Consider the following 22842-nt stretch of genomic DNA (forward strand, 5'->3'; position numbering starts at 1 on the left):
ATTCAGGATGGTCGATTTGTCTTCAGGCTGAAGTCGTGATGGCTCTCAATATAGCGAACTGTGCCAGATTTTGAACGCATAACGATCGAATGCGTCTTGGCGCGGGTTGGGCTGATCCGTTCCACACCCCTCAGCAGAGAGCCGGTGGTGACGCCTGTAGCGCTAAACAAAACGTGACCGGCGGCCATGTCGTGCAGACCAAGAAGACGCGTTGGGTCTTTTCCGTCAGCCATCTCGCGAGCGCGTTCACGCTGTGCGTCGTCTTCAAACAGGAGGCGGCCCTGCATTTGACCATTCATGCAACGGATTGCAGCAGCTGCCAGAACACCCTCGGGAGCACCGCCGGAACCTGCGTAAAGATCTACGCCGCCGCCATCGATACAGGTTGCGATAGCTGCAGCAACGTCACCATCGCTGAGAAGCTGAACGCGGGCACCAGCCTGACGGGCACGGGCAATCAGTTCTTCGTGGCGTTCACGATCCAGCGTACAGAGCACGAGGTCGGACACGTCGCGGTTCTGGGCCTTGGCAAGGTTGCGCAGGTTTTCTTCGATGGAAGAGTCCAGATTGACGACATCGTCCGGCAGGTCCGGGCCGACGACAATCTTTTCCATGTAGATGTCCGGGGCGTGCAGGAACTTGCCGCGCTCGGCGAGGGCGACCACCGTAATGGCATTCGGCAGGCTCTTGGCGCACAGGTTCGTGCCCTCAAGCGGATCGACCGCGATGTCCATGGCTGGGCCGCCGGAGCCGACCTTCTCACCGATGTAAAGCATCGGTGCTTCGTCCATCTCGCCTTCGCCAATGGTGACGACGCCATCAATGGCAACCGTATCAAAGGCGGCGCGCATGGCCTGAACAGCCGCACCATCGGCGTCGTTCTTCAGGCCACGGCCTGTCCAGCGGTCAGAGGCAATGGCGGCCGCTTCCGTGACGCGGACAAGCTCCAGCGCCAGGTTGCGGTCAGTTACGCGGTAGGGAAGAACATTTGTAGGATCGATCACTGGAGAGAATCCTCGATCTTGAGCACCAGGGGAGCTCCCTTAACAACAGGGAGCGCGGAAAGTGCTGTGATAGCTGCAGAAATAGCCTTTTCTGGGGCCTGATGAGTCACCAGGGCCAGATATGCACGTCCCGCTGCAGCATCATGTTGCGAGACAAAGTGCACGGAAACATCATGGTCCCGGAGAACCGATGTCAGATCAGCCATGACACCCGAGCGATCTTCCACATCCAGACGAATATAGAAGGCGCTCTTCAGTTCCCCGAGGCTGGTGCAGGCAACGGGGGCTGGTGTGTTCCTGACGCCCCAGACCGGAAGGTCTGCACCACGGGCCAGATCGATCAGGTCTGCCACCACGGCGCTGGCTGTCGGGCCTTCGCCCGCTCCCCGGCCGGAAATGGTGATAGGACCACTGAACGGGCCTTGTGTGGTGACGGCATTGAATACCCCTTCCACGGCGGCGATGGCTGCCTTGGCGGGGACCAGACATGGGCGAACCCACGCCTCGATCCCGCTGTCATTGCTGGCACGAGCCATGCCGAGCAGTTTGATACGGTATCCCAGTTCGTTGGCGAACGTCAGATCCGCTGCTGTCACATCTCGGATACCGTGGACAGGAAGAGTGTCGAATGCGATGGGCTGAAACGCGATGCCGGCAAGGATGGCCAGCTTGTGAGCCGTGTCCCATCCGTCCACATCCGTGGAAGGCTCAGCCTCTGCATAGCCTTTGGCCTGAGCTTCGGTCAGAACATCTCCGAAATCCCGGCCAGTCGTGCGCATTTCCGTGAGGATATAGTTGCAGGTACCATTCAGGATGCCGCCCACGCTGTGGAGACGATCTGCAGCCAAACCTTCACGCACAAGTTTGATGGCGGGGATGCCGCCAGCAACAGCGGCTTCGAACAGCAGAGGCGCATTATTTCCGGCTGAAAGACGTGTCAGTGCGGAACCATGCAGGGCGACCAGAGCCTTGTTGGCGGTCACAACAGGCAAACCACGCGTGAGTGCCGTTTCTACCATGTCGCGCGCCGGGCCTTCAGAGCCGCCGATCAGTTCGACAACAACGTCGATCTCCGGGTCCTGAGCAACGGATACGGCGTCGTCATGCCAGCGGGTGGCAGACAGATCGACGCCGCGATCCTTGCTTTTGCTGCGCGCTGTCACCGCCACAACTTCGATCGGGCGGCCAGCGCGGGCGGTAATCGTTTCAGCGTTCTCCCGCAGGAGACGAATGACGCCGACACCGACAGTCCCAAGTCCGGCCAGTCCGATCCGCAGTGGTTTCACGATGATGCAGCTCCAAGAAGGTCAGCGGTCGATGCGCCGGCACCGTGCCGGCTCATGAAGCTCTTGATGGCCCGCGTCGCCTGACGCAGCCGCTGAGTATTTTCGACAAGTCCGATCCGGACGAACCCTTCGCCATATTCGCCAAAGCCCAGGCCGGGTGCGACGGCCACGCCAGCTTCTTTCAACAGGAGCTTGGAAAATTCCACGCTTCCCATGTCGGCGAAAGCGGGGGGAATAGGGGCCCATGCGAACATGGATCCGGCGGGGGCAGGAACGTCCCAGCCCGCAGCGCTCAGGCCACGCAGCAGAACATCCCGGCGATCTTTATACATGGCGCGGATGTCCGATACGTAATCCTGTGGGCCATTTAGAGCCGCAACCGAGGCCACCTGAATCGGCGTGAAAGCACCGTAGTCCAGATAGGACTTGATACGCGTAAGGGCCTGAATCAGCTTTGGGTTGCCAACGGCAAAGCCCATGCGCCAGCCCGCCATGGAATACGTCTTGGACATGGAGGTGAACTCCACGGCCACGTCCTTTGCGCCTGGCACGGCCAGCAGGGATGGTGGTGGCTCATCTGCGTTGAAATAGATCTCGCTATAGGCGAGGTCCGACAGGATCCAGATGTTTTCCCGGCGCGCGAAGGCCACGATTTCCTTGTAGAAATCGAGATTGGCGACAAAGGCCGTTGGGTTGGACGGGAAGTTGACAATCAGCGCGGTCGGCTTCGGAACGGAGTGACGCACGGCGCGGTCCAGTGCGCGCAGCATGTCCTCATCCGGTGTGGCCGGAATGGAGCGGACGGACGCGCCTGCGATGATGAACCCGAACTGATGGATAGGGTAGGACGGGTTCGGCACAAGGATCGTGTCACCGGGGCTGGTGATGGCGGCGGCCAGATTGGCCAGACCTTCCTTGGACCCCAGCGTCGCGATGACTTCCGTTTCCGGGTCAACAGAAACGTTGAAGCGCCGCTCATAGTAGTTCGCCATGGCGCGGCGCAGACCGGGAATGCCGCGGCTCACGGAATAGCCATGCGCGCGCGGATCACCCACGGTTTCGACCAGCTTCTGCACGACATGAGCCGGCGGAGCACTGTCCGGATTGCCCATGCCAAGATCAATGATGTCCTCACCGGCCGCTCGCGCGGCAGCCTTGGCCTTGTTCACTTCAGCGAACACGTAGGGCGGCAGGCGGCGGATGCGGTGGAACTCTTCGGTCATGACCAGCTCAGGGTGAGAAGATTAAGGGAGGAGGCACGATAGACAGGTTTTTCCGTAAGAGGAACAGTCCTTTACGGGGGCATGGCGCAGGGAAGGGGTCAGCCCCCAATCCGTACGCGTACACCGTCCCCAATGGCTTCCGCATGAATGCTGATGTCAGATGCCGGAACACCTCTTTTGACAAGAGCATCAGCTACGGTCCGGGCACGCAGAAGGCCCAGAGAGATTTCTCTTGCCTGATCTGCGGCGGAGAGCCCCGCATCCGCACTCATGGCTGCCCCAAAGCCCAGAATCGTCACCTTCTGCTTGCCGCGATGGGATAGCAGGCGCTGGTAATCTCCAGACGGGTCGCCCACCACATGATCTGTGGAAGGCTGAAAGCGGATCAGCGTTCCTTCGGGCGTGGAGCTATCAATATCCGGGCGAAGCGGGCCGCTCAGATTGGCGTCCATTGGAATATCAAAGCCAGGGAACTGGGGCGGCGGTGGCGGTAATACGCCAATCTGCGGATATTCGCCCGGAGGTGTTGGCGGGATCGATTTGGCGATGACGGGAGGAAGCTCTGCTTCTGGCTGCTTTTGCTGCTCAGACTTTACAGTCTTCACCGGTGCGGGCGCCTTGGCGGGCATTACGGGCGCGCTCGTCGCCGTATCTGTTGCGGCAGCATCCTGAGCTGGCTGCCCGGCAGAGGTCATGGTCAGGCTGTTTTGTTCGTCTGAGTCCGTGCCCGTTGGATTAACGGCGGAAGGGGCTGTCCGCGGAGGTGGTGGTGGCGCTACCGGCAACGTGCCGCGTGCTGCGGTTTCACGCTGGGCAAGATTGCGCTGAGCCTCAAGCTGCATCGTGAGGTTGATGCGAGCTTCCGGGGACGGCATTTCCGGGAGTTTCGTGGGGGTGCGCCCTACATGCGGGTATGGCTCGTTCTGGCCCGGCGGAGGCGGACGCAGCTTGGCAATTTCTCCGCCTTCGAAGCTATGCCACCACCCGGCGGTCGTATCGACAGGGTCCTGATGCTGGCAGCCGGCAAAGAGGGGAGTGGCCAGCAGCAGCATGAACGGGATCTTTCCCGCATTTCTGCGCGTTACCACTTTCCCGGGATGCGTCATGTTCCCTGAACCCACTGTGCCGTTCCTGCCTTCGCCAAATCTCTGAACAGGGCGGAGACTAGCCGTTCGTGATCGGGATGGCGAGACTTCGTCTTTCCCGGACTTGGCATGAAGGCAAACGAAGAGCAGGATAGGGGGATGAAGACGCACGATGGATCTGGAAACGACATGGACATCACCAGAATGACCCTTACCCGTCTGGACGACGAGCCCGAAGCCCCAGAGGCCCCGGAAGACGACAACAAGACGCTGAACAGCCCGATCAGCGAACTCGAAAGCCGCCTGTTCGACCAGCGCAAGGTTCTGATCTTTGGTGGGATCAACGACAAGATCGCCCGTGACGTAACGGGGCGCCTGCTGGCGCTGGCCGGGTCGTCCGACAAGCCGATCGACGTCTATGTGAATTCCCCGGGTGGACATGTGGAGAGTGGCGACACCATCCATGACATGATCCGCTTCGTGGATTCGATTGCGCCCATCAATATGATTGGTACTGGCTGGGTCGCCTCCGCTGGTGCGCTGATCTATGCAGCGGGTCGCCCGGAGCGTCGCGTCTGCCTGCCGAATACGCGGTTCCTGCTTCATCAGCCGATGGGCGGTGTGCGCGGTCCGGCAACGGATATCGACATTGAAGCCCGTGAGATCATCAAGATGCGTGAGCGTCTGAACCGGATTTTCGCCAAGGAAACGGGACAGACCTACGAGAAGGTCGCCAAGGATACGGACCGCAACTACTGGATGTCCGCGAAGGAAGCGATCGACTACGGGCTTGTTCACCGTATCATCCACTCCGCGACCGACCTGAAGTAAAACTACAAGCTCCAAGGGGCACGGCGTGCCGCAGGGCACGCCGCGAAGACTATCATGAAAAGCCTGGCCGAAATCTATTCCCACCTTCCCGACGCACCGTCGGAGAAGACGCTTGAACGCGTCGATTATGAAGCGCGCCACTGGAGCAGCCCAATCAAGGGGCCTCTCAAGCCGGGAACGGAGGAGCACAAGAAGGCTGTCGCGCAGATGTTCCGCGACACGTTCAATCCATACAAGCCTTCGGTCATTGACTGGCCGGAACTTGATCCGGAAACGCTGCATCGCATCACGTCCCTGCCAATCTGGGATATTGCTGTTCAGACCGAAGGCAAGGCACGCCTCCGTATGGCCGCTTATGCGGCGATGATTGATGATCCGGACATGAAGGACGCTCTGTCCCGCAATGCCTGGGAAGAAAATCGCCATAAGGAAGTTCTGACCAAGTTGGTTGAAGCCTACAAAATTCCGATGGCGCCTGAGCCTCCCTATGTGGAGCCGAAAGACACGGAATGGGCTTACCTGGTGACGGGCTTCTCTGAATGTGTGGACAGTTTCTTTGCCTTTGGCCTGTTTGCCTTGGCTGAGCGCGCAGGGCTCTTTCCGCCGGAACTGATCGAGACATTTGAGCCTGTGATGCAGGAAGAATGCCGTCACATTCTGCTGTTTGCGAACTGGCTGGCCTGGCACCGGGCGACAATGCCGTTCTGGAAGCGCCCATGGTTTGAAGCGCGTGTTATCGGCGTCTGGATATTCCTGGCGTATGAGCGCATGGGCTTGGCGCGCAGCATCGACGAGAGCGGTGAAGAGCACACGCAGGACAATAATTTCACGGTCACCGGGGCCAAGGACATGACGAATATGGACGTCAATGTTCCTGACCTGATGCAGCTCTGCCTTGATGAAAATGACCGCCGCTTTGCGGGCTATGATCCGCGGTTGCTTCGGCCGACAACCACTCCGGCCATTGCGAGAGCGATTATCAAGGGAGCAAAGACATGGGCATGTCTGCGCAGCAAGCTATGTCCTGCGAAGTCTGCTGCCTGAAATAATTTTTGGGACTTCGGAAAACCAAAAGGATCAGGTTTGCCTGATCCTTTTTTTATGCCCTGTTTCAGGTCTTTAATCTGCCGAAGGGCCCGTAGCTATCAGGTCTATGTCTTGTAATGCTTTGGGCTGAAGACAGGGCAAGAAAGCGTTTCTTCAATCTGATATTGGCTTTGCTGTCTTCCAACAGACAAAAAAAGAGGCCCCTTGTCGGAGCCTCTTTTTGCTGAAATCAGTCTTCAGTTGATGCGTCGTCATCACTCTCTGGGCCTGTCATCATGGCTTCTGCCACGACCCCGGCTTCAGAACGTACGCGACGCTCGATTTCCTGCGCCATTTCAGGATGGTCTCGCAGGAACTGTTTGGCGTTTTCACGCCCCTGACCAATCCGCTGGCTATCGAAAGAGAACCATGCGCCGGATTTCTCGACGATGTTCGCTTTCACACCCAGATCAAGAAGTTCACCAACCTTACTGATACCTTCACCGTACATGATGTCGAACTCAACCTGACGGAACGGCGGGGCCATCTTGTTCTTGACCACTTTKACGCGCGTCTGGTTTCCAACGACTTCATCCTTGTCCTTGATGGAGCCGATGCGCCGGATATCAAGACGAACGGAAGCGTAGAACTTCAGCGCGTTACCGCCGGTTGTGGTCTCCGGGTTACCGAACATCACGCCGATTTTCATGCGGATCTGGTTGAGGAAGATGACCAGCGTGTTCGATCGTGAGACGGTTCCGGTCAGCTTGCGCAGGGCCTGGCTCATGAGGCGGGCATGAAGGCCGACGTGGCTGTCGCCCATATCGCCTTCGAGTTCTGCTCGCGGAACCAGCGCGGCCACGGAATCCACAACCAGAACATCAATGGCGCCGGAACGAACCAGCGTATCGACAATTTCCAGCGCCTGCTCACCGGCATCTGGCTGGCTCAGCAGAAGGTCATCGACGTTGACGCCGAGCTTTTTGGCATATCCAGGGTCAAGCGCATGTTCCGCATCGATAAAGGCGACCGTACCGCCCTTTTTCTGTGCTTCAGCCAGAACATGCAGTGCCAGCGTGGTTTTGCCGGAGCTTTCCGGCCCATAAATTTCGACAACACGGCCGCGGGGCATGCCGCCAATTCCGAGAGCGATATCAAGCCCTAGGGAACCGGTTGAAATGACGTCAGCCTGCTCTTTCGGGCGCTGGCCCATCCGCATGATCGACCCTTTGCCGAACGCACGCTCGATCTGGCTGAGAGCGCCTTCAAGCGCCTTGGTCTTGTCCATTCAATCCTCGTAATCGTTCATGGCTGGTGGGTAGGAACACGATAGACCTTGCCACGCCCTCCGCATAGGAGGGCACCTCTCACCGGAGAGAATTTCATCGTGTTCTGAGGTGTCGTGTTCACAAATGTTCTGGTCACCATATCATGAGAACAAGAGGCTTCGCCAAGGGGGTAGCATTAGAAAAAAGAAGATTCTTTTTATCTGATCGGAGAATGGTTGCCCGCTGGCCTTCTGAGTTTCCACACATAAGCAATGACTGCGGCCACGACCTTGAAATGCTCTGCCGGAATTTCACTTTCGAGAGGCAAGGGATAAAGAGCGCGGGCCAAAGGAGGATTCGCTACGATGGGTACGCGGTGGTCTTGTGCTAGCTCTCGAATGCGCGCGGCTACGTCGTCAACACCTTTGGCAACGATCTTAGGGGCACTTGATGCGCCCTTTTCATAAACAAGTGCGACGGCATAGTGCGTTGGATTAGTCACAATGACCGTGGCGGTTTTTACGGCGTCCATCATGCGCTGCCTGGCCACCTTGGCGCGCATGGCTTTCAGTTTTCCTTTAACGTGCGGATCGCCTTCAGTATTTCGGTATTCTTCCTTGAGCTCTTCCCGGCTCATTTTGAGTTTGGCTGCGTGCCGAAAGCGCATCCAGAAGATGTCGCCTCCAGCAATCACAAGTTGAGCCAAAATCATGCCTGTGGCGCCACTGAGCCCCAGACGAATAACAGTCGTCAGAATGGCGCTTGCGTTGAGGCCTGTCATACTCCGGGCGTCAGGGATAATGCCTTTCGCCAGGTGCCAGAGTACGGCGACGAAGATAAGCAGTTTGACGAGCGCTTTGCATGTATCCGGCAAGGTTCCGCCGCCCAAAATCCTCTTAAGACCTCCCATAGGAGAAACACGGGACATCTTTGGGAGTAATGATCCGGGATGAATCAGAAAGCCGGTTTGCAGGAAGCCCACACCTAGCGTGAGTGCCGTGATGAGTCCTGCTACGGGAAGGGCGAGTGCAAGCCCTGCGGTGATGGTGTGTTGCGTTGTGGAAAGAAGGCCGCCCTGTACCATCGAAATGGTTCCGGCATTGTCCATGAGACTTTTCATGCTGTGCACAAAGTTGGGCACCAAAAACGGAAGAAGCGCGAAAATACCCAGGAGGCCGCCGAGCAGGACAGTAAAGCTCATGGCTTCCCGAGAAAGAACGATTTGTCCGTCGTCTCGGGCTTTCTGGAGCCTTTGTTGCGAAGGGGCTTCTGTTCTGTCTTCCGCGTCTGCCACGCGTTAAAGCCCCGGCAGTGCGCGGAGCACATCAAAAGCCTGCCCTTGCCAGACTGTCAGCATGGCCTGGAGTGTTAACCCCAGCAGCGCAATGCCCCCCAACATTTGTAAGGGGTTCGCGGCATTATAAATTTGTAGGTTTGGGAGCAGCCTCGTCATGATCCCGAGCATCATTTCCCAGACGAGCGACAGGATCAGAAATGGAGCGCTGAGTTCCAAGCCAAGAGTGAAAGCCTTGCCCGTCATCTGAATAATACTGCGAGCGGCATCTCCCAGAATGGGCCAGTGTGGAACTGCAGCATGGTTCATGAGCGCCCCTCCCGGCGGAATGAGGCTGTAGCTGCCAATCACTGCGTGGATTGGCAGAAGGTAGGCACCGGTGATCAACAGGATCAGAGGTGCGAGCAGATTCATGAAGCGTGCGGGCGCTGAGCTACTGGAGCCAAGGTCGGGGTCTGGCTGGAGCACGCTGGAAATACCAATGAACATGGCGATCATCTGACCAGCAATGGGGAGCGCCATCGTAATCAGGCGTGCAATCCATCCGATCAGAAGGCCAGCGAAAAGCTCCACAGATATCATTCCTGCGAGCGCTATCGGGCCGACCGTGTCGAGCTGCGAAGTGTTCAGCAGAGGGAGGACCAAGGGAAGGATCAGAAAGGTAAGCGTCAGGGCAATTCCTGCTCTGATCATCATGGGAAGTGACTGTTCCCCCAGTCCTGGCATCACCATGACCGTTGCACCCGTTCGGCAAAGAACCAGCACAAACGCCAAGGCCCATTCTGTCAGAGCCTGTCCTGAAAGATCCGTTGGAAAAGGAAACGATGTCACGTTGTTCCGACGAGAATGAGCTGATCAAACAGATGTCGGGTGAACGTCAGTAGGGTTGCCGTCATGAAGGAGCCTGCCATCACCATGACAACACCGATGGCGATCACTTTGGGGACAAAGGACAATGTGCTCTCATTCAGCTGCGTGACGGCTTGAAAGAGTGACACCAACAGACCAACGGCCAGCGCAGTGAGGAGAGCCGGAGCGCTCAGTTTGAGGGCGACAATGAAGGTCTGCTCCAGAATCGCGCCCAGATCGATTGCCTGCATTGGTCAGATCGTCATTTTCATAACGTCCTGGTACGCCTGCACCATTCGGTCTCGAAGAACCGTGGATGTTTGAAGCGCGAGCTGGGCGTTGGATACGGCTGTGACGATCTGGGTCATGTCCCCGCCGCCATGCAGTCCGGCAGCAGACTGTGCCTCTGCATCATGGCCAGTGTTGATGACGCTGCTGACGGCCTGCGACATGACAGAGCCGAAATCGCCTGAGGCAGCCGTGCCATCAGGAACGTCGTCCGTCACTCCAGTCTGAAAACGGCTCTGAAGGCTTTGGGCATATGCGCTATGCGCTTGGGAGAGGGACGTGATCATGAGTTATTTCAACAGGTCCAGTGTGCGGGACAGCATGGTACGGGTGCTTTGCATAGTGTTGAGGTTGGCTTCGTACGAGCGTTCGGCTTCGCGCATGTCCATCATCTCCACCATTGAATCCACGTTGGAAATTTTCACATAGCCCTGTGCATTGGCCGCTGGATGAGACGGGTCATACTTCGTCTGGAAGTCAGACATGTCCCGGCCGATTTCCTGCACATCGACGGTGGAACGATCCGTGTCGTTGTCCACGTGTTCTGCGAAAGTGATGGTTTTTCGTCGGTAGGGATCCGCGCCGGGTGTGGAGCCTGTCGTGTCTTGGTTGGCAAGGTTTTCGGCCACAATCCGCAGGCGCTGTGCCTGAGCATCCATCCCGCTGGCAGAAATGCCGATGGTGTTGGAGAGGTTCATGGGTCAGCTCCCCTTATTTGCCGAGAACTGTCTGAAACATGCTCATGTATTTTCCGTAGATATTGACTGCGAGATGCTGCTGGTCGCTCACGTCTGCCACCTGTTCCATCTGCTGATCGAGGGAAACCTGGTTGCCATCCAGAGACTGCTCGGTTTCAACGTCTTGCACATGCGTGACGGAGGCTGATGAGCCTATATGTTGAGGTTGCGTCGCCGTGGGCGTGATCTCGAACTGGCTTAATGCCGCTTCAAAAGGGGAGACATCCTTGGGCGTGTAATCAGGGGTATCTGCATTGGCGATGTTACCTGCAAGAACCTGCTGACGCGCCTGAAGCCAGTTCAGACGGTCCTGACCAAGGGCAAACAGGTTTGTGCCACTGGTCGCTGTGGTGTCCGTGTTGCGCATTGCTGCAGTTTCCCTCCATGCAGAACCCTGTTTCGGCCCGATAGAGTTGATCATGGCGGAAAGTGCTTAATGAATGGTTGATAGCATCCATGATTCTCCGGCCTCCGATGATAATCGGGCGCGTGATGAGCAGAATTCCCGCCGCTATTAGGCGTCTATTAATCTTTGTCCGGCACTCTTTTCCAAAGTGAAGGAAATACGGTGCCATGACCCTCCATGACGGTTTAACTGCCTGTTCGGCGTTAATGTTCATAATAGTGCTTCTTGTCGGTCTGAAGCCTTTGCTGAAGGCCGCCCGCTCTCGCCAGGGAGGGCATGGAAAGTCCGGTGCGGGGCTGTCTCTTGTGGGACAGATGGCCTTGGATCGCACCCGGCGACTTTCAGTCATACGGTACGGTAGCCGCGAAGTTCTGGTTTTGACTGGTGGCAGTCAGGACGTACTGTTGGAATGGCATGGTGACAAAACCGGTTTTGCTACAGCACTGGAGGAGGCTTCGTGAAGTCCTGCCTTCTCCTGTTTGCGCTCCTGCTCTGTCTGTTGTGTCCGCATCTGGCATATGCTCAGGCCGTCAGTATTGATCTGGGGCAGTCCGGCGGGGCTGGAACGACCAGCCGGCTGGTGCAGCTCAGTGCCCTCATCACCGTTTTGTCGCTTGCCCCCAGTCTTCTGGTGATGGTGACAGCCTTTACGCGGATCGTGATTGTGTTGTCGTTGCTCAGAAGCGCACTCGGCGCGCAGGGCACGCCGCCGAACACCGTTCTGATCGGGTTGGCGCTTTTTCTGACGTTATTTGTGATGCAGCCTACGCTTCAGAAATCCTGGGATACAGGCGTTGCTCCCATGATGGCGGGGCAGGTTGGTGAGATGGAAGGGTTAAGCCGGTCTGTGCAGCCTTTTCATGATTTCATGGCCGCTACGGCACGGCCTGCAGACATTTCAACCTTTCTGGACATTGCTCATGAAAAGCCGCCTCAAAAAATTGAGGACACACCGTGGCGTGTTCTTGTGCCGGCGTTCATGATTGGAGAGCTGCGGCGCGGTTTTGAAATGGGATTTCTGCTGTATCTGCCATTCCTCGTCATCGATCTCGTTGTTTCGAGTGTCTTGATGAGCCTTGGCATGATGATGCTCCCCCCCAGCACAGTGTCTTTGCCCTTCAAACTGATCTTCTTTGTAATCGTCGATGGCTGGTCACTGGTGGCGGGGAGCCTTGTAAGAAGCTTTACCGGGTAATCAGTTCGTTGTTCCGGCGGCAAGGCCTGCGCCGCGCGGATCGGTGTTTCCGTGGCAGTTATTGCCGTCAGTGCACGTTACTGCGTTGACGCGACCTGCGCCGGAATGGGCAATTTCTGCCCCCTGAGTTGCAGCTCGTGCCGCATCGCCCACAGCATCCGCAGCGTCATTCTGGCCGGACGCCGCAATCGCAGCCTTCAATCCGCGACGGTCTCTCAGAATTGCCGCTGCGAGGAGGGGGCGAGGTGTCGCGGCGGGAGATGCACCAAGTACGATGCCCGTGCTGCCAGCGATACGACCTGTTCCAAACAGATTGTTCTCGCTCAGGCTGCAAGCAACGGCCATGCCATTACGGTCTGTGACGACAAAGGATGTGGAGGCTGGAAGTGCAGGAAGAGCGCTACCTCCTGTCTTGCCGTTATCCAGAGCCGCCTGTGCGGCAGCGACATCCGTTGCGCCCGAAGCGCGCCAGGCGCTGACAGCGCCCTGAGCAGATGAACCGGTCGTATAGCGAATGGCTGCGCCAAGGCCGCCATCAGCGGGTGGGGCAAGGAACGAAGCGCTGATGCCGTTGGCTTGTGTGGTAAGAGCAACCGTCTCAACCGGCAGCGTTCTGCGTAGATCGCTGGTGTTGAGGCCCCCACCAGCTTTTTGAGCGGCTGTGCTGTAAACGTCCGCCAAGGCACCGTTATACAAATCGCCAACGCCTGCTGACCGAACACGCTCCAGGAAGCCAGCCAGACGAGGCTGGATCAGAGTATCGCCAGAAGTCAGGGTTCCAGCTTCGCCACGACCGAAGATCGCCCGTGCATTTTCGTCAGCCAGAAGGGCAGTGCGTACGACCGCCAGATCAGAGGCAAGAGCCCGGCTCACGGTGATACCGTTGCTGGCAAGGTTCATCGAGGGGGCGATCAGGTCGTTGAATTCAACCGAGCCATAATGGTGATGGATCAGGAACAGGCCGCGAAGCGTGGCAGGCGTGGATGCCGGGCGATTGCCGCCTGCACTGCTACCAGCAGCGGGGAGGAAACTGATGCTCTGAGCAGGGGCGCCGGGCTGGGATATGAGGCATGCGCCTCCACCGCCCAGAGACGCGCGGGAGGGAAGGGTCACACCAAGGGCAATGGCTGTGGCCACTGCGGCGTCTGCAGCATTGCCTTTGCGTGCCAGAACATCGTGGCCAACAAGTGCTGCCTGTGGTTCGTCAGCGACCACTGTGCCGATGCTGCCTGTGAGAGCCGGGGCAGGAGCTGTGCCCACGAGGGACGTGAAGCCAGGAATGCTTGAGCAGGCAGTCAGCAGGAGCCCTGAGGCTACCGAAGCCAGAAGGTGGAACGACACGCGGCCTGCCTTACGGGAGCCGCGGAGGGAAATCTGGTTTCGACGGTGCGCCACCTGGCGTTTCTCCACTATCTGGTCTCGGGTCCGGCAAGTGAGATGCTCCCCATTCGGAAGAGACCTCACATTCAGTTTGCTCAGTCATAACGGTAATCCCTCTGTTGTGGGAGAGGTCTTGGTCGCTTCTCTTTGTGACAGTCTTTCATTAATGGCCGCGGACAGTTACGGTGCCGCGTCTTCTGCAATCCGGAGCCTTCTGTGAAACATCGCCTGTCCGCAACGGTTTTCGCCGTTTTTGCTGCGCTTTCTTCCTACGGGAATGCTGCGATGGCCGCTTCGGGAAGCCCCTCAGAAAACTTTACGCCTGCACAGCGTGCCGAAGTGGTTCAGATCCTTCGGCAGGCTCTGAAAGAAGATCCTTCCATTCTGACGGATGCCATCCGCTCCCTGCGAGAGAAAGCGGAGCAGCAGAAGCAGGATTCGGCTCTTGAGGCTGTAAAAACGCATCTGCATGACCTGCAGACGGCTCCTGACTATGCTGTTCGCGGTAATCCGCACGGAAAAATTACCGTGGTGGAATTCTTTGATCCGCGCTGCTCATATTGCCGGGCCATGATGCCGGAAGTTGATCGTTTCCTGGCCCGTCATCCGGATGTCCGTCTGGTTGAAAAGGTTATTCCAGTTCTGGGAAGCGGCAGCGTGCTGGATAGCCGGGCCATTTTCGCTGCCAGCGCGCAGGGGAAATATGACGTGATGCGTCAGGCCCTGATGGCGGATACCACCAAGCCGACCATGGAACGGATTACGGAGCTTGCGAAGGCAAACGGTCTGGATGCCGATCGCCTGAAAGCAGATATGAGCTCGCCTGCGACTGTCGCTCTGATCACGACCAATCTGGATCAGGGCCGTGCCATCAATCTTGACGGGACGCCGACGTTTATTTTCGGTTCGGCTGCCGTTGCTCCAGGTGCTCTTAATGAAGAGCAGATGGAAGCCTTTCTGGAGCAGGCTAGAAAATCCTGAACCCTTAAGAGAAAATCTTCGGTGCCGGAAGGGCCATCGCCGGGAATGTGAAAAGCGTAAATTTCGGATCCCAATTAGTGCCGTAATTGAGTGCCATATGAGCATGGAAGCGTTCTCGTGAAGATCGTCTTCCATGTAGCAAGGCGGAAACTTCGCCACTGTCCGTTCACATGCGGGCGGACTACGATGCAGGTCTCTTACAGTGGAAGAAGCTGGGATTCTCAGGCTCTTCTCGCACCAAGGTATATCGAAACTGTTCTCTCTGTTTCCGTCTGAAAATAGCGCTTCACGTCTTTCTGGCTCCCCTTCAGGAAGACAGCCCTTATTGATGGGTATCCTGAATGTTACGCCGGATTCGTTTTCTGACGGCGGTCATTTTCAGGCCCCGGAAACAGCGCTGGCACACGCCCGGTCCATGCTCACTGACGGTGCCGACATTCTGGATATCGGGGCGGAGTCAACGCGACCTGGTTTTCGCTCAGTGCCGGCCGATGAGGAATGGGCACGGCTTGAGCCGATTATTAACCGTCTTGCGCCTGAGGGCGTTCCAATCTCGGTCGATACAACGAAAGCCGTGGTCGCTCGGAAATCTCTTCAGGCGGGCGCACGAGTTATCAATGATGTCTGGGGCTTTCAGGCCGATCCAGATATGGCGTTCGTGGTGGCAGACAGGGGAGCCTCGGCGGTTCTCATGCACAACCGGCATGATTGCGATGATCAACTGGATCTACTGGCGGACTGGCGCCGGTTTTTTGATCATTCACTCAATCTGGCTGAGAAGGCCGGGGTAAAGAAAGACTTCCTGATTCTGGACCCGGGAATTGGTTTTGGAAAAACACAGGATCAGAACGTCCAGGCAGTGGCTTCCCTGGGTATCCTGAAACAGGAGTATGGTCTGCCTGTTCTTCTGGGGCTCTCCCGGAAGTCTATGTTTGGATATCTTCTGGGCCGTCCTGTAGATGAACGGCTGGCGGGAACCCTGGCTGCCAATCTTTTCGGTGCAGATGCTGGCGCTGATATTCTGCGTGTTCATGACGTTCGGGAGCATGCAGACGCGCTGGCAATGCGCCAGATCCTGAAGGACTGTAAATGATTTCCGCCCAGCTGACTGCCGTCTTTGTCCGGGATCTTTGTCTGTTCGGCTATCATGGCGTGTTGCCGGAAGAGAACCGGATCGGGCAACGCTTCATCATTGATATCGAGATTCGTGCAGATCTCTCAGGGGCTATCGAAACAGACGACTACCTTCAGGCCGTCTGCTACGGCACTTTGTGCGATATCGCTTCTGACATTGTGACCGGAAAGCCCATGGGCCTGATAGAGGCCCTGGCGGGACGGATTGCTGATGAGGTTTTGAGGCGTTTGGGTCGTGTTGAGCAGGTTCTTGTGACCGTGCGCAAGCCGTCTGCACCCGTGCCCTATCCCGTATCGGAAACCGCGACGACAGTTGAGCGCCAGCGGGTTCATGAGGTTGCGTTCTCGCTGGGCGCCAATCTGGGGGACCGTGAGGCAATTCTGGCAGCCGCAACAGATTGCCTGTCTCTGGAGAGTGGCTTGCAGCTTCTGAACGTCTCCTCCCTGTACGATAGTGCACCGTGGGGTGGGATCGATCAGCCGGGATTCGTCAATCTGTGTGTAACGGGTCAGACAACGCTGCGTCCTCATGCGGTGCTGGCGATTTGTAAGCGGATTGAGCGGGAGTTGGGTCGGCAGCCGGGTGTCCGCTGGGGCGCACGGGCCATCGATATTGATCTTCTTCATTATGATGAATGCAGTATTTCTGACCGCATTTTGACGCTGCCGCATCGTCATCTGTTTGAGCGGGCCTTTGTTCTCGAACCTCTGGCGGAAATAGCGGCAGAGCGTGTGATTGGTGGACGTCGGGTGGCGGACGCGCTAGCAGTCCTGCCTCGAACCAGCGGAGATGTGACCCGGCGTGACCCGGATCGTGCCGCTTCGGGGAACGAAGGAGCCTGAAACCCGACATGACTGACCGGAACGCCACGGCTGCAAAAGCCAGCAATGAAGATCTGCGCCCGCTCGAAGGCTTGTCTCGGCCTGCCGATGCGCAGGAGCGGATTGCGGGCGCAGTTCGCACAATTCTGGAAGCGATCGGGGAAAATCCGGAACGCGAGGGCTTACATGACACGCCTCAGCGCGTGGCGAAGATGTATCTGGAAGTGTTCGAAGGTCTGTATGAAGACCCGCGCGATCATCTGAAGACGCAGTTCTCAGCAGATCAGCACCACGGTGCTGTTATCGTCAAAGATATTCATTTCCATTCCATGTGTGAGCATCACCTTCTTCCGGTGCACGGTAAGGCGCATGTGGCCTATCTGCCGGCAGGCGGGCGTTTGACGGGCCTTAGTAAGCTGGCGCGCGTTGTGGAAGGTTTTGCTCGACGTCCCCAGTTGCAGGAGCGCCTGACCGATCAGGTCGCGCAGGCCATGGAAGATGTGCTGGCGCCGGAAGCTGTGCTCGTTGTGATTGAAGCCGAGCATATGTGCATGAGTATGCGCGGTGTACGCTCGCCTGGTTCCACTACGGTTACAATGATTGCCCGTGGAACCTGGAAGCATGACCATGCAGCCCGCATGGAGATCCTGTCTCTTCTGCGAAGCTGAAAGGCTTTAAAGATCCGAGATGCTCATGTCTGCCCGGTTCCACCAGCAGGCTTGGGCAGCGCGCTTGACTTGCGGAAGATAGAATGAGGGATCGCCGCTGAGCTTGACCGTGTTGGTCGGGGTTTCTTCAAGCTCAATTTCATGAACACGGAGCTTTCCGCCCTGATCGGCCAGAATGGCTGTCAGCTTGGCAAGCAGAAGGGCAGTCATGACTTCGGTCGTGGGGTCGCCTGGCGTGACGACGATCCTGCGTGCGCGTTCAGGCTCGTGATCCCGGAACCATGCCAGCAGCGGGTCTTGCTCCGATAGCTGCAAAGCATGGTCGAGACTGTTATCCACAAAGTCATGCCAGCGGGTTTTGGCCTCTGCGAATGGCAGAATCATGTTCTGATGACCATCCAGCCGTTTCTCTTCAACCGGCCGGAGTGTCACCTTCACATATTCATTATGCCCGTGGGGAACCGCACACTTCTCACTGGTGCCAGTAATAAGCCTGTGGCCCATGCAGAAACGGCGCGTAAAGACGAGTTCTGCGGTCATGCTTTGCTCTCGCAATAACGGCGCCAGCCTTCAGCACGGAGCTGACAGGCCGGGCATGTGCCACAGCCATAACCCCAGGCGTGCTGATGTGTGCGATCTCCCATATAGCAGGAGTGGCTCTCCTGATTGATAAGATCTACGAGCGCTTTTCCGCCAAGTTCTTCCGTCAGATCCCAGGTTTGGGCTTTGTCGATCCACATCAGGGGCGTGTGCAGCACAAAGCGCTGGTCCATGCCCAGGTTCAGGGCAACCTGCAGTGCTTTGATCGTATCGTCGCGGCAGTCCGGGTAGCCCGAATAATCGGTTTCACAGACGCCCGTAACGATATGCTTGACGTTGCGACGATAAGCCAATGCGGCTGCGAATGTCAGGAAGATCAGGTTACGACCCGGCACAAAGGTATTGGGCAGACCACTCTCGTTGAAGCCAATTTCGGCTTCTCGGGTCAGAGCGGTCTCGGACAGGGCACCAAGGGACGCCAGATCAATGGTATGATCTTCACCCAGCCTTGCTTTCCATTCTGCAGAATGGGCTGCCATCTGCGCGCGCAGTGTGTCACGGCACTCAAGCTCGACAAGATGTCGCTGTCCGTAAGCGTAACCTACCGTCTCAACACGATCGAAACGGGACAGAGCCCAGGCGAGGCAGGTTGCTGAATCCTGGCCGCCAGAAAACAGGACGAGGGCGGCGTTGCTCATGGAATTCCGATCATCTTGTGAGTTTGCAGGGAAAGGCGCCAGCGCGGATGTGCCAGACAATATGCAACAGCAGCCTGCGTGTTCTCCAGGCGGTTAGGTCCATCCATTGGCTGCAACCAGAAGTGCTGGAAAGACAGCGTGTCGAACAGTTCGGGCGGAAGCTCGATCTGGGGATATACGAGCTTGAGTTCCGAGCCATTTTTCTGGACCAGGGCGCCGCCCGGCTTGGGGCTGACGCAGATCCAGTCGATCCCGTTCGGTGCGGCGATTGTTCCGTTGGTTTCAACGGCAATCTCAAACCCGCGTGCCTTCACGGCAGCAATCAGTTCCGCATCCAGTTGGAGAAGTGGCTCTCCTCCCGTGAACACAACATAACGGCGGCCCGAAGCATCAGCGACGCTTTGCCAGCATTGTTCGATCGTATCCGCCAGAGTGGCAGCGTCCTGAAAGCGGCCGCCTCCTTCACCGTCGGTTCCAATAAAATCCGTGTCGCAGAAGCGGCATGCTGCCGTTTCACGGTCCTGCTCTCGGCCTGACCACAGGTTGCACCCGGCAAACCGGCAGAATACCGAGGCGCGACCCGTCTGCGCACCCTCTCCCTGGAGGGTGACGAACATTTCCTTCACAGCATAAGACATGACCGCAGCATTTCGGCGAGGACGCGGCCAGATGCAAGGGAAAACATTCTTTTATCTGCGGACAGTCGTTTCGACGGCACGCAGGGGTGGGCAGAAACGTCTTTCATGGTAGGGAGAAGCCCATGGAAGACAGCAACTCCCGTACTCCCATACTCGATCTGGCTCCGCAGAAGGGATTCGGCCGCATCCGGGCCGCATTGGATGACCTGAAGGCCGGCTTTCGGCTGCTGCCACTGGCTGTTGCTCTTGGCTGGCTGGACATCAAGCTTCGTTATCGCGGGTCAGTGCTGGGGCCATTCTGGCTGACACTTTCGACCGCAATCATGACGGCAGCCATGGGGGTGGTCTACGGCTATCTTTTCCATATGGATCTGCCGCATTACCTGCCGTTCCTGTCGCTTTCGATTGTATTGTGGGGGTATGTCAGCGGCGTCATTAATGATGCCGCAACGGCTTTTACTCAGAGTACGTCGCTATTCCATGCCAGAAGAATTCCCGCCACGCTGCCGGTTATTCGACTGATTGTCCGTAACGTGCTGATGCTGCTTCACAACGTGGTCGTGATTGCCGTTGTGTTTGGCATCTATCATATCTGGCCCAAGCAGAGCTGGAGCCTGCTTGTGAGCGTTCCGCTCTGGCTTCTGGACAGTTTTTCGATCATTTTGCTGATTGGCATGCTGGGGGCACGCTTTCGGGATATTGCCCCGATCATGGCGTCACTACTGCAGATCTTCTTTTTCGTCACGCCTGTGATCTGGAAGCCCGATCTGATCTATGCCGGGCGCCAATATCTGCTGCTCGATCCCTTTTACCCCATTATTGAAGTCATGCGTGGCCCACTCATGGGGTACGAGGTCAGGCCTGTTCTTTGGTATGCCGCTATCGGACAGGGCATCCTTCTTTGGGCTGCTGCTGCTGCATTGTTCTGTCGTATGCGTGCCCGTATTCCATACTGGATCTGATGTAATGCCAAGTATTGTCGTTGATCAGCTTCGGATCGATTTTCCCCTGTACCATGGCCAAAGTCGCTCATTGAAGCGGCATGTAGGGGACAGGTTATCCAGTCTTCGTCCTGGTTCTCCGGCAGCGCATCTTGTTCAGGATGGCCGTGAGAGAACTATTGTTAGCGTTTTACAAGATATCAGCTTCAGTCTTGCGCCGGGTGAGCGGCTTGGTCTGATCGGCCGAAATGGTGCCGGCAAAACGACGCTTCTTCGTTCGCTCGCGGGTATTTACGAGCCAGTACACGGGCGTGTTCGCCTGGAAGGCTCAATCGGGACATTGCTGGATAGCAGCCTTGGCATGAACGTGGAGCTGACAGGACGCGAAAATATCCGCCTGTTTGCGCTGCACGGTGGCCTTTCCAAGCAGCAGACGGCGCAGTTGGATCAGGATGTCGAGGCATTTGCTGATCTGGGCAGTTACATGGATATGCCCGTCAAAGCCTATAGCTCAGGAATGACGGTTCGCTTGGCTTTTGGCTTAGCAACAGCCATGACGCCGCAGATTCTGCTCATGGACGAATGGTTCCTGGCCGGAGACGGTGCCTTTATGAACAAGGCACGGGAACGGTTGGAAGCCATGGTTCAGCACGCGGACATCTTGGTGATTTCAACCCATCAGCCAGATATTATGCGGAAATGGTGTACGCGGGTTATCTGGCTGGAAAATGGGAAAATCCGGATGGATGGACCTCCGGGTGAGGTTCTGGAGGTTTACCTCACAGCCTGAGTGAGACGGCTCAGGCCATCGTATCCAGGCTCCTGCTTTGGTCAGTGGCTCCAGACGTGCTGCTTGTTGTGCTTTCAGAAATAATATTGCCGGACGAGTCTGTAACTGTGGTGGTGACAGTGCCATCAGCGTTTGTCGTCGTGGTTGTCTCTTCGGCGGAAGAAGAGGAGGACGACGCGTTCGAGCTCTGGCCGGTTGCTGTGGCATAGAGTGCCGACATATTGGAAGCGGTACCAAGAGCAGAAATGGAAGACATAAGTGCATCCTGAGAAGATGAGAGGATGCTTAGAGTTTCTGCTTGGGAGGTTAAGAATTTCTTACGAAATTAAAGGCTCTTTGTAGCCAAATGTAACGCTAATTACTGAAAAGCTAAAAGACGGAAAATCCCGTTTTTTACTGTAGATTTTTTTTGGGAGGATGATTTAGTGGCCACTCTTTAAGGAGAGTGGCGCGAGTGACGGGGCTCGAACCCGCGACCTCCGGCGTGACAGGCCGGCGCTCTAACCAACTGAGCTACACCCGCAAATCGCTTTAAGCGATCTTTGGACCGTCCGTTCGGGGCCGTGTTGGCTTCCTCTCGGTCGGTGGCGGTGATTTAGCAGCGTGCTCTGGGGGTGGCAAGAGCGTTTTTAAAAAAAATGCTTTTTTCGAACAAAAAAAATGACTTGCAGGAAAAACGTGACCTGCGGACAGTGTAACTGTTTGAAACGTTTGATTGGGTACGTGCGGTAATGCGGGTGTTGAAGCGATTGGGGGCCGTTGGACTCCTTTCAGGGGTTCTATCGGCTTGCGCGCCTACCGGGCCTCATAATTGCAAGCTGTATATCAGTGGCGTCATGCCCATCATCAATGAGTCTGGATCGCCGATTGTCCGAGCCGGCATAAATGGGCATCCGGCGGCTCTTATAGTCGATACCGGGGCTACGACTTCTGTAATCGGGAGTGCCTATATTTCGCCGTTTGGACTGGAAGTCATGGGGCCGGTCGGTACCATGACGGGTGTAGGCGGCAGCGAACTCGTTCAGGCTGTTCGCATCAAGAGCCTGGAAATGGGGCCATCCAGCGCCAAAAATTTTGCGGTCATTGCCGGTGGGAAGTTTGGGGGGCATGCTGATGGTCTGCCTGTCGTTGGGCTGTTCGGGCAGGAATTTCTGGCAAACTACGATACCATCGTCGATGTGCCTGATCATGTTGTCCAGTTGGTTCGCACGGAAGACTGTTCGTTTCCGACACCAGGGTGGGACGGAACAGTCCACAAAATTCCCGTGACCCACTCTTCGACAGATGGATTGAAAACGAGGCTCCAGATCAAGATTAATGGCAAACCAGCCGAGGCGATCCTGGATACAGGTGCTTCCTCAACTCTGGTGACAATGAGTGCAGCACGAAGAGCAGGGGTCACTCAGGCTATGCTGAATAATGATCCCGTCATGCCTGGCTACGGGGTCACGCGAGACCCTATAAAAATCTACCGGCATTTCTTTTCTACGCTGGAAATCGGGGACATTGTTTTCAGAAACATCAGACTGGATGTTGTTGATGATCTTTCAGAAAGCGATGTTCTTCTGGGTAGTGACTTCCTGAAGCATTACCGGGTTTGGATCTCTCGGGATGATTATCTTTACGCTCAACATGATAAAGATATTCCTGCTGCAGACGCGGGCCAGAGTACGGCCTCGCAGCCGTAATCCCTGAACGCCCTGTCAGCGCTGTTAACGGAGTATAAATCAGTCACTGGTAAAACAGCCCTTCATGCCT

Annotated in this window: 27 protein-coding genes and 1 tRNA gene; 11 read left to right on the top strand and 17 right to left on the bottom strand. The window is 56.8% G+C overall.

Annotated elements, in window-relative coordinates:
- Nucleotides 1-2: 2 nt before the first annotated feature.
- The 4 genes from glpX to KP707_RS00875 all read right to left on the bottom strand — a co-directional run bounded on the left by glpX (nucleotide 3) and on the right by KP707_RS00875 (nucleotide 4769).
- A complete protein-coding gene (gene glpX / locus KP707_RS00860; RefSeq protein ID WP_211501877.1) occupies nucleotides 3-1004 on the bottom strand; it encodes a class II fructose-bisphosphatase in 1002 nt (333 codons plus the stop codon).
- Entirely contained in the window at nucleotides 1001-2290 is a 1290-nt protein-coding gene (locus KP707_RS00865) for a homoserine dehydrogenase (RefSeq protein WP_211501878.1), read from the bottom strand. Before KP707_RS00865 ends, glpX begins: the two co-directional genes overlap by 4 nt.
- Nucleotides 2287-3513 carry an LL-diaminopimelate aminotransferase gene (locus tag KP707_RS00870; protein ID WP_046900077.1) on the bottom strand — a complete coding sequence of 409 codons (1227 nt, stop codon included), beginning with the start codon at nucleotides 3511-3513 and terminating at the stop codon, nucleotides 2287-2289. Before KP707_RS00870 ends, KP707_RS00865 begins: the two co-directional genes overlap by 4 nt.
- Before the next feature lie 98 nt (nucleotides 3514-3611).
- The gene (locus KP707_RS00875; protein ID WP_373687764.1) at nucleotides 3612-4769 is read right to left on the bottom strand and encodes a hypothetical protein; all 1158 of its coding nucleotides are present in this window, start codon (nucleotides 4767-4769) and stop codon (nucleotides 3612-3614) included.
- Between the two features lie 18 nt (nucleotides 4770-4787).
- On the opposite strand from KP707_RS00875, the gene KP707_RS00880 reads away from it, so the two are divergent.
- Nucleotides 4788-5429, top strand: coding sequence for an ATP-dependent Clp protease proteolytic subunit (locus KP707_RS00880; protein ID WP_249202751.1), 642 nt, complete (start codon nucleotides 4788-4790; stop codon nucleotides 5427-5429).
- A gap of 54 nt (nucleotides 5430-5483) precedes the next feature.
- Nucleotides 5484-6473 (top strand): hypothetical protein, encoded by a 990-nt coding sequence (locus tag KP707_RS00885; protein ID WP_086633786.1) that lies wholly within the window; start codon nucleotides 5484-5486, stop codon nucleotides 6471-6473.
- A gap of 232 nt (nucleotides 6474-6705) precedes the next feature.
- Here the strand turns inward: KP707_RS00885 and recA are convergent, their stop codons facing one another.
- From recA to flgB, 7 genes are all read right to left on the bottom strand, one after another.
- Nucleotides 6706-7743, bottom strand: coding sequence for a recombinase RecA (recA, locus tag KP707_RS00890; RefSeq protein WP_046900074.1), 1038 nt, complete (start codon nucleotides 7741-7743; stop codon nucleotides 6706-6708).
- Between the two features lie 197 nt (nucleotides 7744-7940).
- The gene (locus KP707_RS00895; protein ID WP_211506904.1) at nucleotides 7941-9017 is read right to left on the bottom strand and encodes a flagellar biosynthesis protein FlhB; all 1077 of its coding nucleotides are present in this window, start codon (nucleotides 9015-9017) and stop codon (nucleotides 7941-7943) included.
- A gap of 3 nt (nucleotides 9018-9020) precedes the next feature.
- On the bottom strand, nucleotides 9021-9848 hold the full coding sequence (locus tag KP707_RS00900) for a flagellar biosynthetic protein FliR (protein ID WP_211501881.1): 828 nt from the start codon (nucleotides 9846-9848) through the stop codon (nucleotides 9021-9023).
- Complete coding sequence (locus KP707_RS00905; protein WP_086633790.1) at nucleotides 9845-10117, bottom strand: flagellar biosynthetic protein FliQ; 273 nt, start codon at nucleotides 10115-10117, stop codon at nucleotides 9845-9847. The genes KP707_RS00900 and KP707_RS00905 overlap by 4 nt, the downstream gene beginning before the upstream one ends.
- 3 nt (nucleotides 10118-10120) lie before the next feature.
- Nucleotides 10121-10441, bottom strand: coding sequence for a flagellar hook-basal body complex protein FliE (locus tag KP707_RS00910; protein ID WP_046900070.1), 321 nt, complete (start codon nucleotides 10439-10441; stop codon nucleotides 10121-10123).
- A gap of 3 nt (nucleotides 10442-10444) precedes the next feature.
- Nucleotides 10445-10852 carry a flagellar basal body rod protein FlgC gene (gene flgC, locus KP707_RS00915; RefSeq protein WP_046900069.1) on the bottom strand — a complete coding sequence of 136 codons (408 nt, stop codon included), beginning with the start codon at nucleotides 10850-10852 and terminating at the stop codon, nucleotides 10445-10447.
- Between the two features lie 13 nt (nucleotides 10853-10865).
- On the bottom strand, nucleotides 10866-11258 hold the full coding sequence (gene flgB, locus KP707_RS00920) for a flagellar basal body rod protein FlgB (protein ID WP_046900068.1): 393 nt from the start codon (nucleotides 11256-11258) through the stop codon (nucleotides 10866-10868).
- 206 nt (nucleotides 11259-11464) lie between these two features.
- On the opposite strand from flgB, the gene KP707_RS00925 reads away from it, so the two are divergent.
- The gene (locus KP707_RS00925; protein WP_211501882.1) at nucleotides 11465-11758 is read left to right on the top strand and encodes a flagellar biosynthetic protein FliO; all 294 of its coding nucleotides are present in this window, start codon (nucleotides 11465-11467) and stop codon (nucleotides 11756-11758) included.
- Nucleotides 11755-12492, top strand: coding sequence for a flagellar type III secretion system pore protein FliP (gene fliP, locus KP707_RS00930; protein ID WP_211501883.1), 738 nt, complete (start codon nucleotides 11755-11757; stop codon nucleotides 12490-12492). Before KP707_RS00925 ends, fliP begins: the two co-directional genes overlap by 4 nt.
- Here the strand turns inward: fliP and KP707_RS00935 are convergent, their stop codons facing one another.
- Nucleotides 12493-13887 carry a gamma-glutamyltransferase gene (locus KP707_RS00935; protein WP_198942079.1) on the bottom strand — a complete coding sequence of 465 codons (1395 nt, stop codon included), beginning with the start codon at nucleotides 13885-13887 and terminating at the stop codon, nucleotides 12493-12495. It lies immediately after the preceding gene.
- 201 nt (nucleotides 13888-14088) lie between these two features.
- On the opposite strand from KP707_RS00935, the gene KP707_RS00940 reads away from it, so the two are divergent.
- From KP707_RS00940 to folE, 4 genes are all read left to right on the top strand, one after another.
- Nucleotides 14089-14853 carry a DsbA family protein gene (locus KP707_RS00940; RefSeq protein ID WP_167386101.1) on the top strand — a complete coding sequence of 255 codons (765 nt, stop codon included), beginning with the start codon at nucleotides 14089-14091 and terminating at the stop codon, nucleotides 14851-14853.
- A 328-nt stretch (nucleotides 14854-15181) separates the two neighbouring features.
- Complete coding sequence (gene folP / locus KP707_RS00945; protein WP_211498838.1) at nucleotides 15182-15946, top strand: dihydropteroate synthase; 765 nt, start codon at nucleotides 15182-15184, stop codon at nucleotides 15944-15946.
- Nucleotides 15943-16830 carry a 2-amino-4-hydroxy-6-hydroxymethyldihydropteridine diphosphokinase gene (gene folK, locus KP707_RS00950; protein ID WP_211501884.1) on the top strand — a complete coding sequence of 296 codons (888 nt, stop codon included), beginning with the start codon at nucleotides 15943-15945 and terminating at the stop codon, nucleotides 16828-16830. The genes folP and folK overlap by 4 nt, the downstream gene beginning before the upstream one ends.
- Before the next feature lie 8 nt (nucleotides 16831-16838).
- Nucleotides 16839-17477, top strand: a complete 639-nt coding sequence (folE, locus tag KP707_RS00955) for a GTP cyclohydrolase I FolE (RefSeq protein ID WP_046900061.1) — start codon at nucleotides 16839-16841, stop codon at nucleotides 17475-17477.
- Between the two features lie 6 nt (nucleotides 17478-17483).
- Here the strand turns inward: folE and KP707_RS00960 are convergent, their stop codons facing one another.
- The 3 genes from KP707_RS00960 to queE are packed head-to-tail and all read right to left on the bottom strand — an operon-like array spanning nucleotide 17484 to nucleotide 19353.
- On the bottom strand, nucleotides 17484-18017 hold the full coding sequence (locus KP707_RS00960) for a 6-carboxytetrahydropterin synthase (protein ID WP_211501885.1): 534 nt from the start codon (nucleotides 18015-18017) through the stop codon (nucleotides 17484-17486).
- Nucleotides 18014-18715: a 7-cyano-7-deazaguanine synthase QueC gene (gene queC / locus KP707_RS00965; protein WP_064273714.1), complete on the bottom strand. Its 702-nt coding sequence runs from the start codon at nucleotides 18713-18715 to the stop codon at nucleotides 18014-18016. The genes KP707_RS00960 and queC overlap by 4 nt, the downstream gene beginning before the upstream one ends.
- On the bottom strand, nucleotides 18712-19353 hold the full coding sequence (gene queE, locus KP707_RS00970; RefSeq protein WP_211498841.1) for a 7-carboxy-7-deazaguanine synthase: 642 nt from the start codon (nucleotides 19351-19353) through the stop codon (nucleotides 18712-18714). The genes queC and queE overlap by 4 nt, the downstream gene beginning before the upstream one ends.
- A 122-nt stretch (nucleotides 19354-19475) precedes the next feature.
- Between queE and KP707_RS00975 the strand changes: the two genes are divergently transcribed.
- Both KP707_RS00975 and KP707_RS00980 read left to right on the top strand, forming a co-directional pair.
- Nucleotides 19476-20315: an ABC transporter permease gene (locus KP707_RS00975; protein ID WP_211501886.1), complete on the top strand. Its 840-nt coding sequence runs from the start codon at nucleotides 19476-19478 to the stop codon at nucleotides 20313-20315.
- A gap of 4 nt (nucleotides 20316-20319) precedes the next feature.
- Nucleotides 20320-21084 carry an ABC transporter ATP-binding protein gene (locus KP707_RS00980; RefSeq protein WP_211501887.1) on the top strand — a complete coding sequence of 255 codons (765 nt, stop codon included), beginning with the start codon at nucleotides 20320-20322 and terminating at the stop codon, nucleotides 21082-21084.
- 10 nt (nucleotides 21085-21094) lie between these two features.
- On the opposite strand, the gene KP707_RS00985 is transcribed toward KP707_RS00980, so the two are convergent.
- Nucleotides 21095-21340 (bottom strand): hypothetical protein, encoded by a 246-nt coding sequence (locus KP707_RS00985; protein WP_211501888.1) that lies wholly within the window; start codon nucleotides 21338-21340, stop codon nucleotides 21095-21097.
- 190 nt (nucleotides 21341-21530) lie between these two features.
- Nucleotides 21531-21607: transfer RNA gene (locus KP707_RS00990), tRNA-Asp, on the bottom strand.
- A 313-nt stretch (nucleotides 21608-21920) separates the two neighbouring features.
- Between KP707_RS00990 and KP707_RS00995 the strand changes: the two genes are divergently transcribed.
- Nucleotides 21921-22772: a retroviral-like aspartic protease family protein gene (locus KP707_RS00995; RefSeq protein ID WP_235271721.1), complete on the top strand. Its 852-nt coding sequence runs from the start codon at nucleotides 21921-21923 to the stop codon at nucleotides 22770-22772.
- Nucleotides 22773-22842: the final 70 nt, after the last annotated feature.

The organism is Gluconobacter sp. P5E10, assembly GCF_018812145.1.
Taxonomy (GTDB): Bacteria; Pseudomonadota; Alphaproteobacteria; order Acetobacterales; family Acetobacteraceae; genus Gluconobacter; species Gluconobacter cerinus.

What these genes read in the sequence shown, in the direction of transcription:
- flgB (WP_046900068.1), bottom strand. Translation starts at nt 11,258, where the DNA reads ATGCGCAACACGGACACCACAGCGACCAGTGGCACAAACCTGTTTGCC.
- queE (WP_211498841.1), bottom strand. Translation starts at nt 19,353, where the DNA reads ATGTCTTATGCTGTGAAGGAAATGTTCGTCACCCTCCAGGGAGAGGGT.
- KP707_RS00960 (WP_211501885.1), bottom strand. Translation starts at nt 18,017, where the DNA reads ATGACCGCAGAACTCGTCTTTACGCGCCGTTTCTGCATGGGCCACAGG.
- folP (WP_211498838.1), top strand. Translation starts at nt 15,182, where the DNA reads ATGGGTATCCTGAATGTTACGCCGGATTCGTTTTCTGACGGCGGTCAT.
- folK (WP_211501884.1), top strand. Translation starts at nt 15,943, where the DNA reads ATGATTTCCGCCCAGCTGACTGCCGTCTTTGTCCGGGATCTTTGTCTG.
- KP707_RS00975 (WP_211501886.1), top strand. Translation starts at nt 19,476, where the DNA reads ATGGAAGACAGCAACTCCCGTACTCCCATACTCGATCTGGCTCCGCAG.
- KP707_RS00995 (WP_235271721.1), top strand. Translation starts at nt 21,921, where the DNA reads ATGCCCATCATCAATGAGTCTGGATCGCCGATTGTCCGAGCCGGCATA.
- KP707_RS00910 (WP_046900070.1), bottom strand. Translation starts at nt 10,441, where the DNA reads ATGATCACGTCCCTCTCCCAAGCGCATAGCGCATATGCCCAAAGCCTT.
- KP707_RS00905 (WP_086633790.1), bottom strand. Translation starts at nt 10,117, where the DNA reads ATGCAGGCAATCGATCTGGGCGCGATTCTGGAGCAGACCTTCATTGTC.
- folE (WP_046900061.1), top strand. Translation starts at nt 16,839, where the DNA reads ATGACTGACCGGAACGCCACGGCTGCAAAAGCCAGCAATGAAGATCTG.
- KP707_RS00925 (WP_211501882.1), top strand. Translation starts at nt 11,465, where the DNA reads ATGACCCTCCATGACGGTTTAACTGCCTGTTCGGCGTTAATGTTCATA.
- KP707_RS00885 (WP_086633786.1), top strand. Translation starts at nt 5,484, where the DNA reads ATGAAAAGCCTGGCCGAAATCTATTCCCACCTTCCCGACGCACCGTCG.
- KP707_RS00880 (WP_249202751.1), top strand. Translation starts at nt 4,788, where the DNA reads ATGGACATCACCAGAATGACCCTTACCCGTCTGGACGACGAGCCCGAA.
- flgC (WP_046900069.1), bottom strand. Translation starts at nt 10,852, where the DNA reads ATGAACCTCTCCAACACCATCGGCATTTCTGCCAGCGGGATGGATGCT.
- KP707_RS00980 (WP_211501887.1), top strand. Translation starts at nt 20,320, where the DNA reads ATGCCAAGTATTGTCGTTGATCAGCTTCGGATCGATTTTCCCCTGTAC.
- KP707_RS00985 (WP_211501888.1), bottom strand. Translation starts at nt 21,340, where the DNA reads ATGTCTTCCATTTCTGCTCTTGGTACCGCTTCCAATATGTCGGCACTC.
- KP707_RS00870 (WP_046900077.1), bottom strand. Translation starts at nt 3,513, where the DNA reads ATGACCGAAGAGTTCCACCGCATCCGCCGCCTGCCGCCCTACGTGTTC.
- queC (WP_064273714.1), bottom strand. Translation starts at nt 18,715, where the DNA reads ATGAGCAACGCCGCCCTCGTCCTGTTTTCTGGCGGCCAGGATTCAGCA.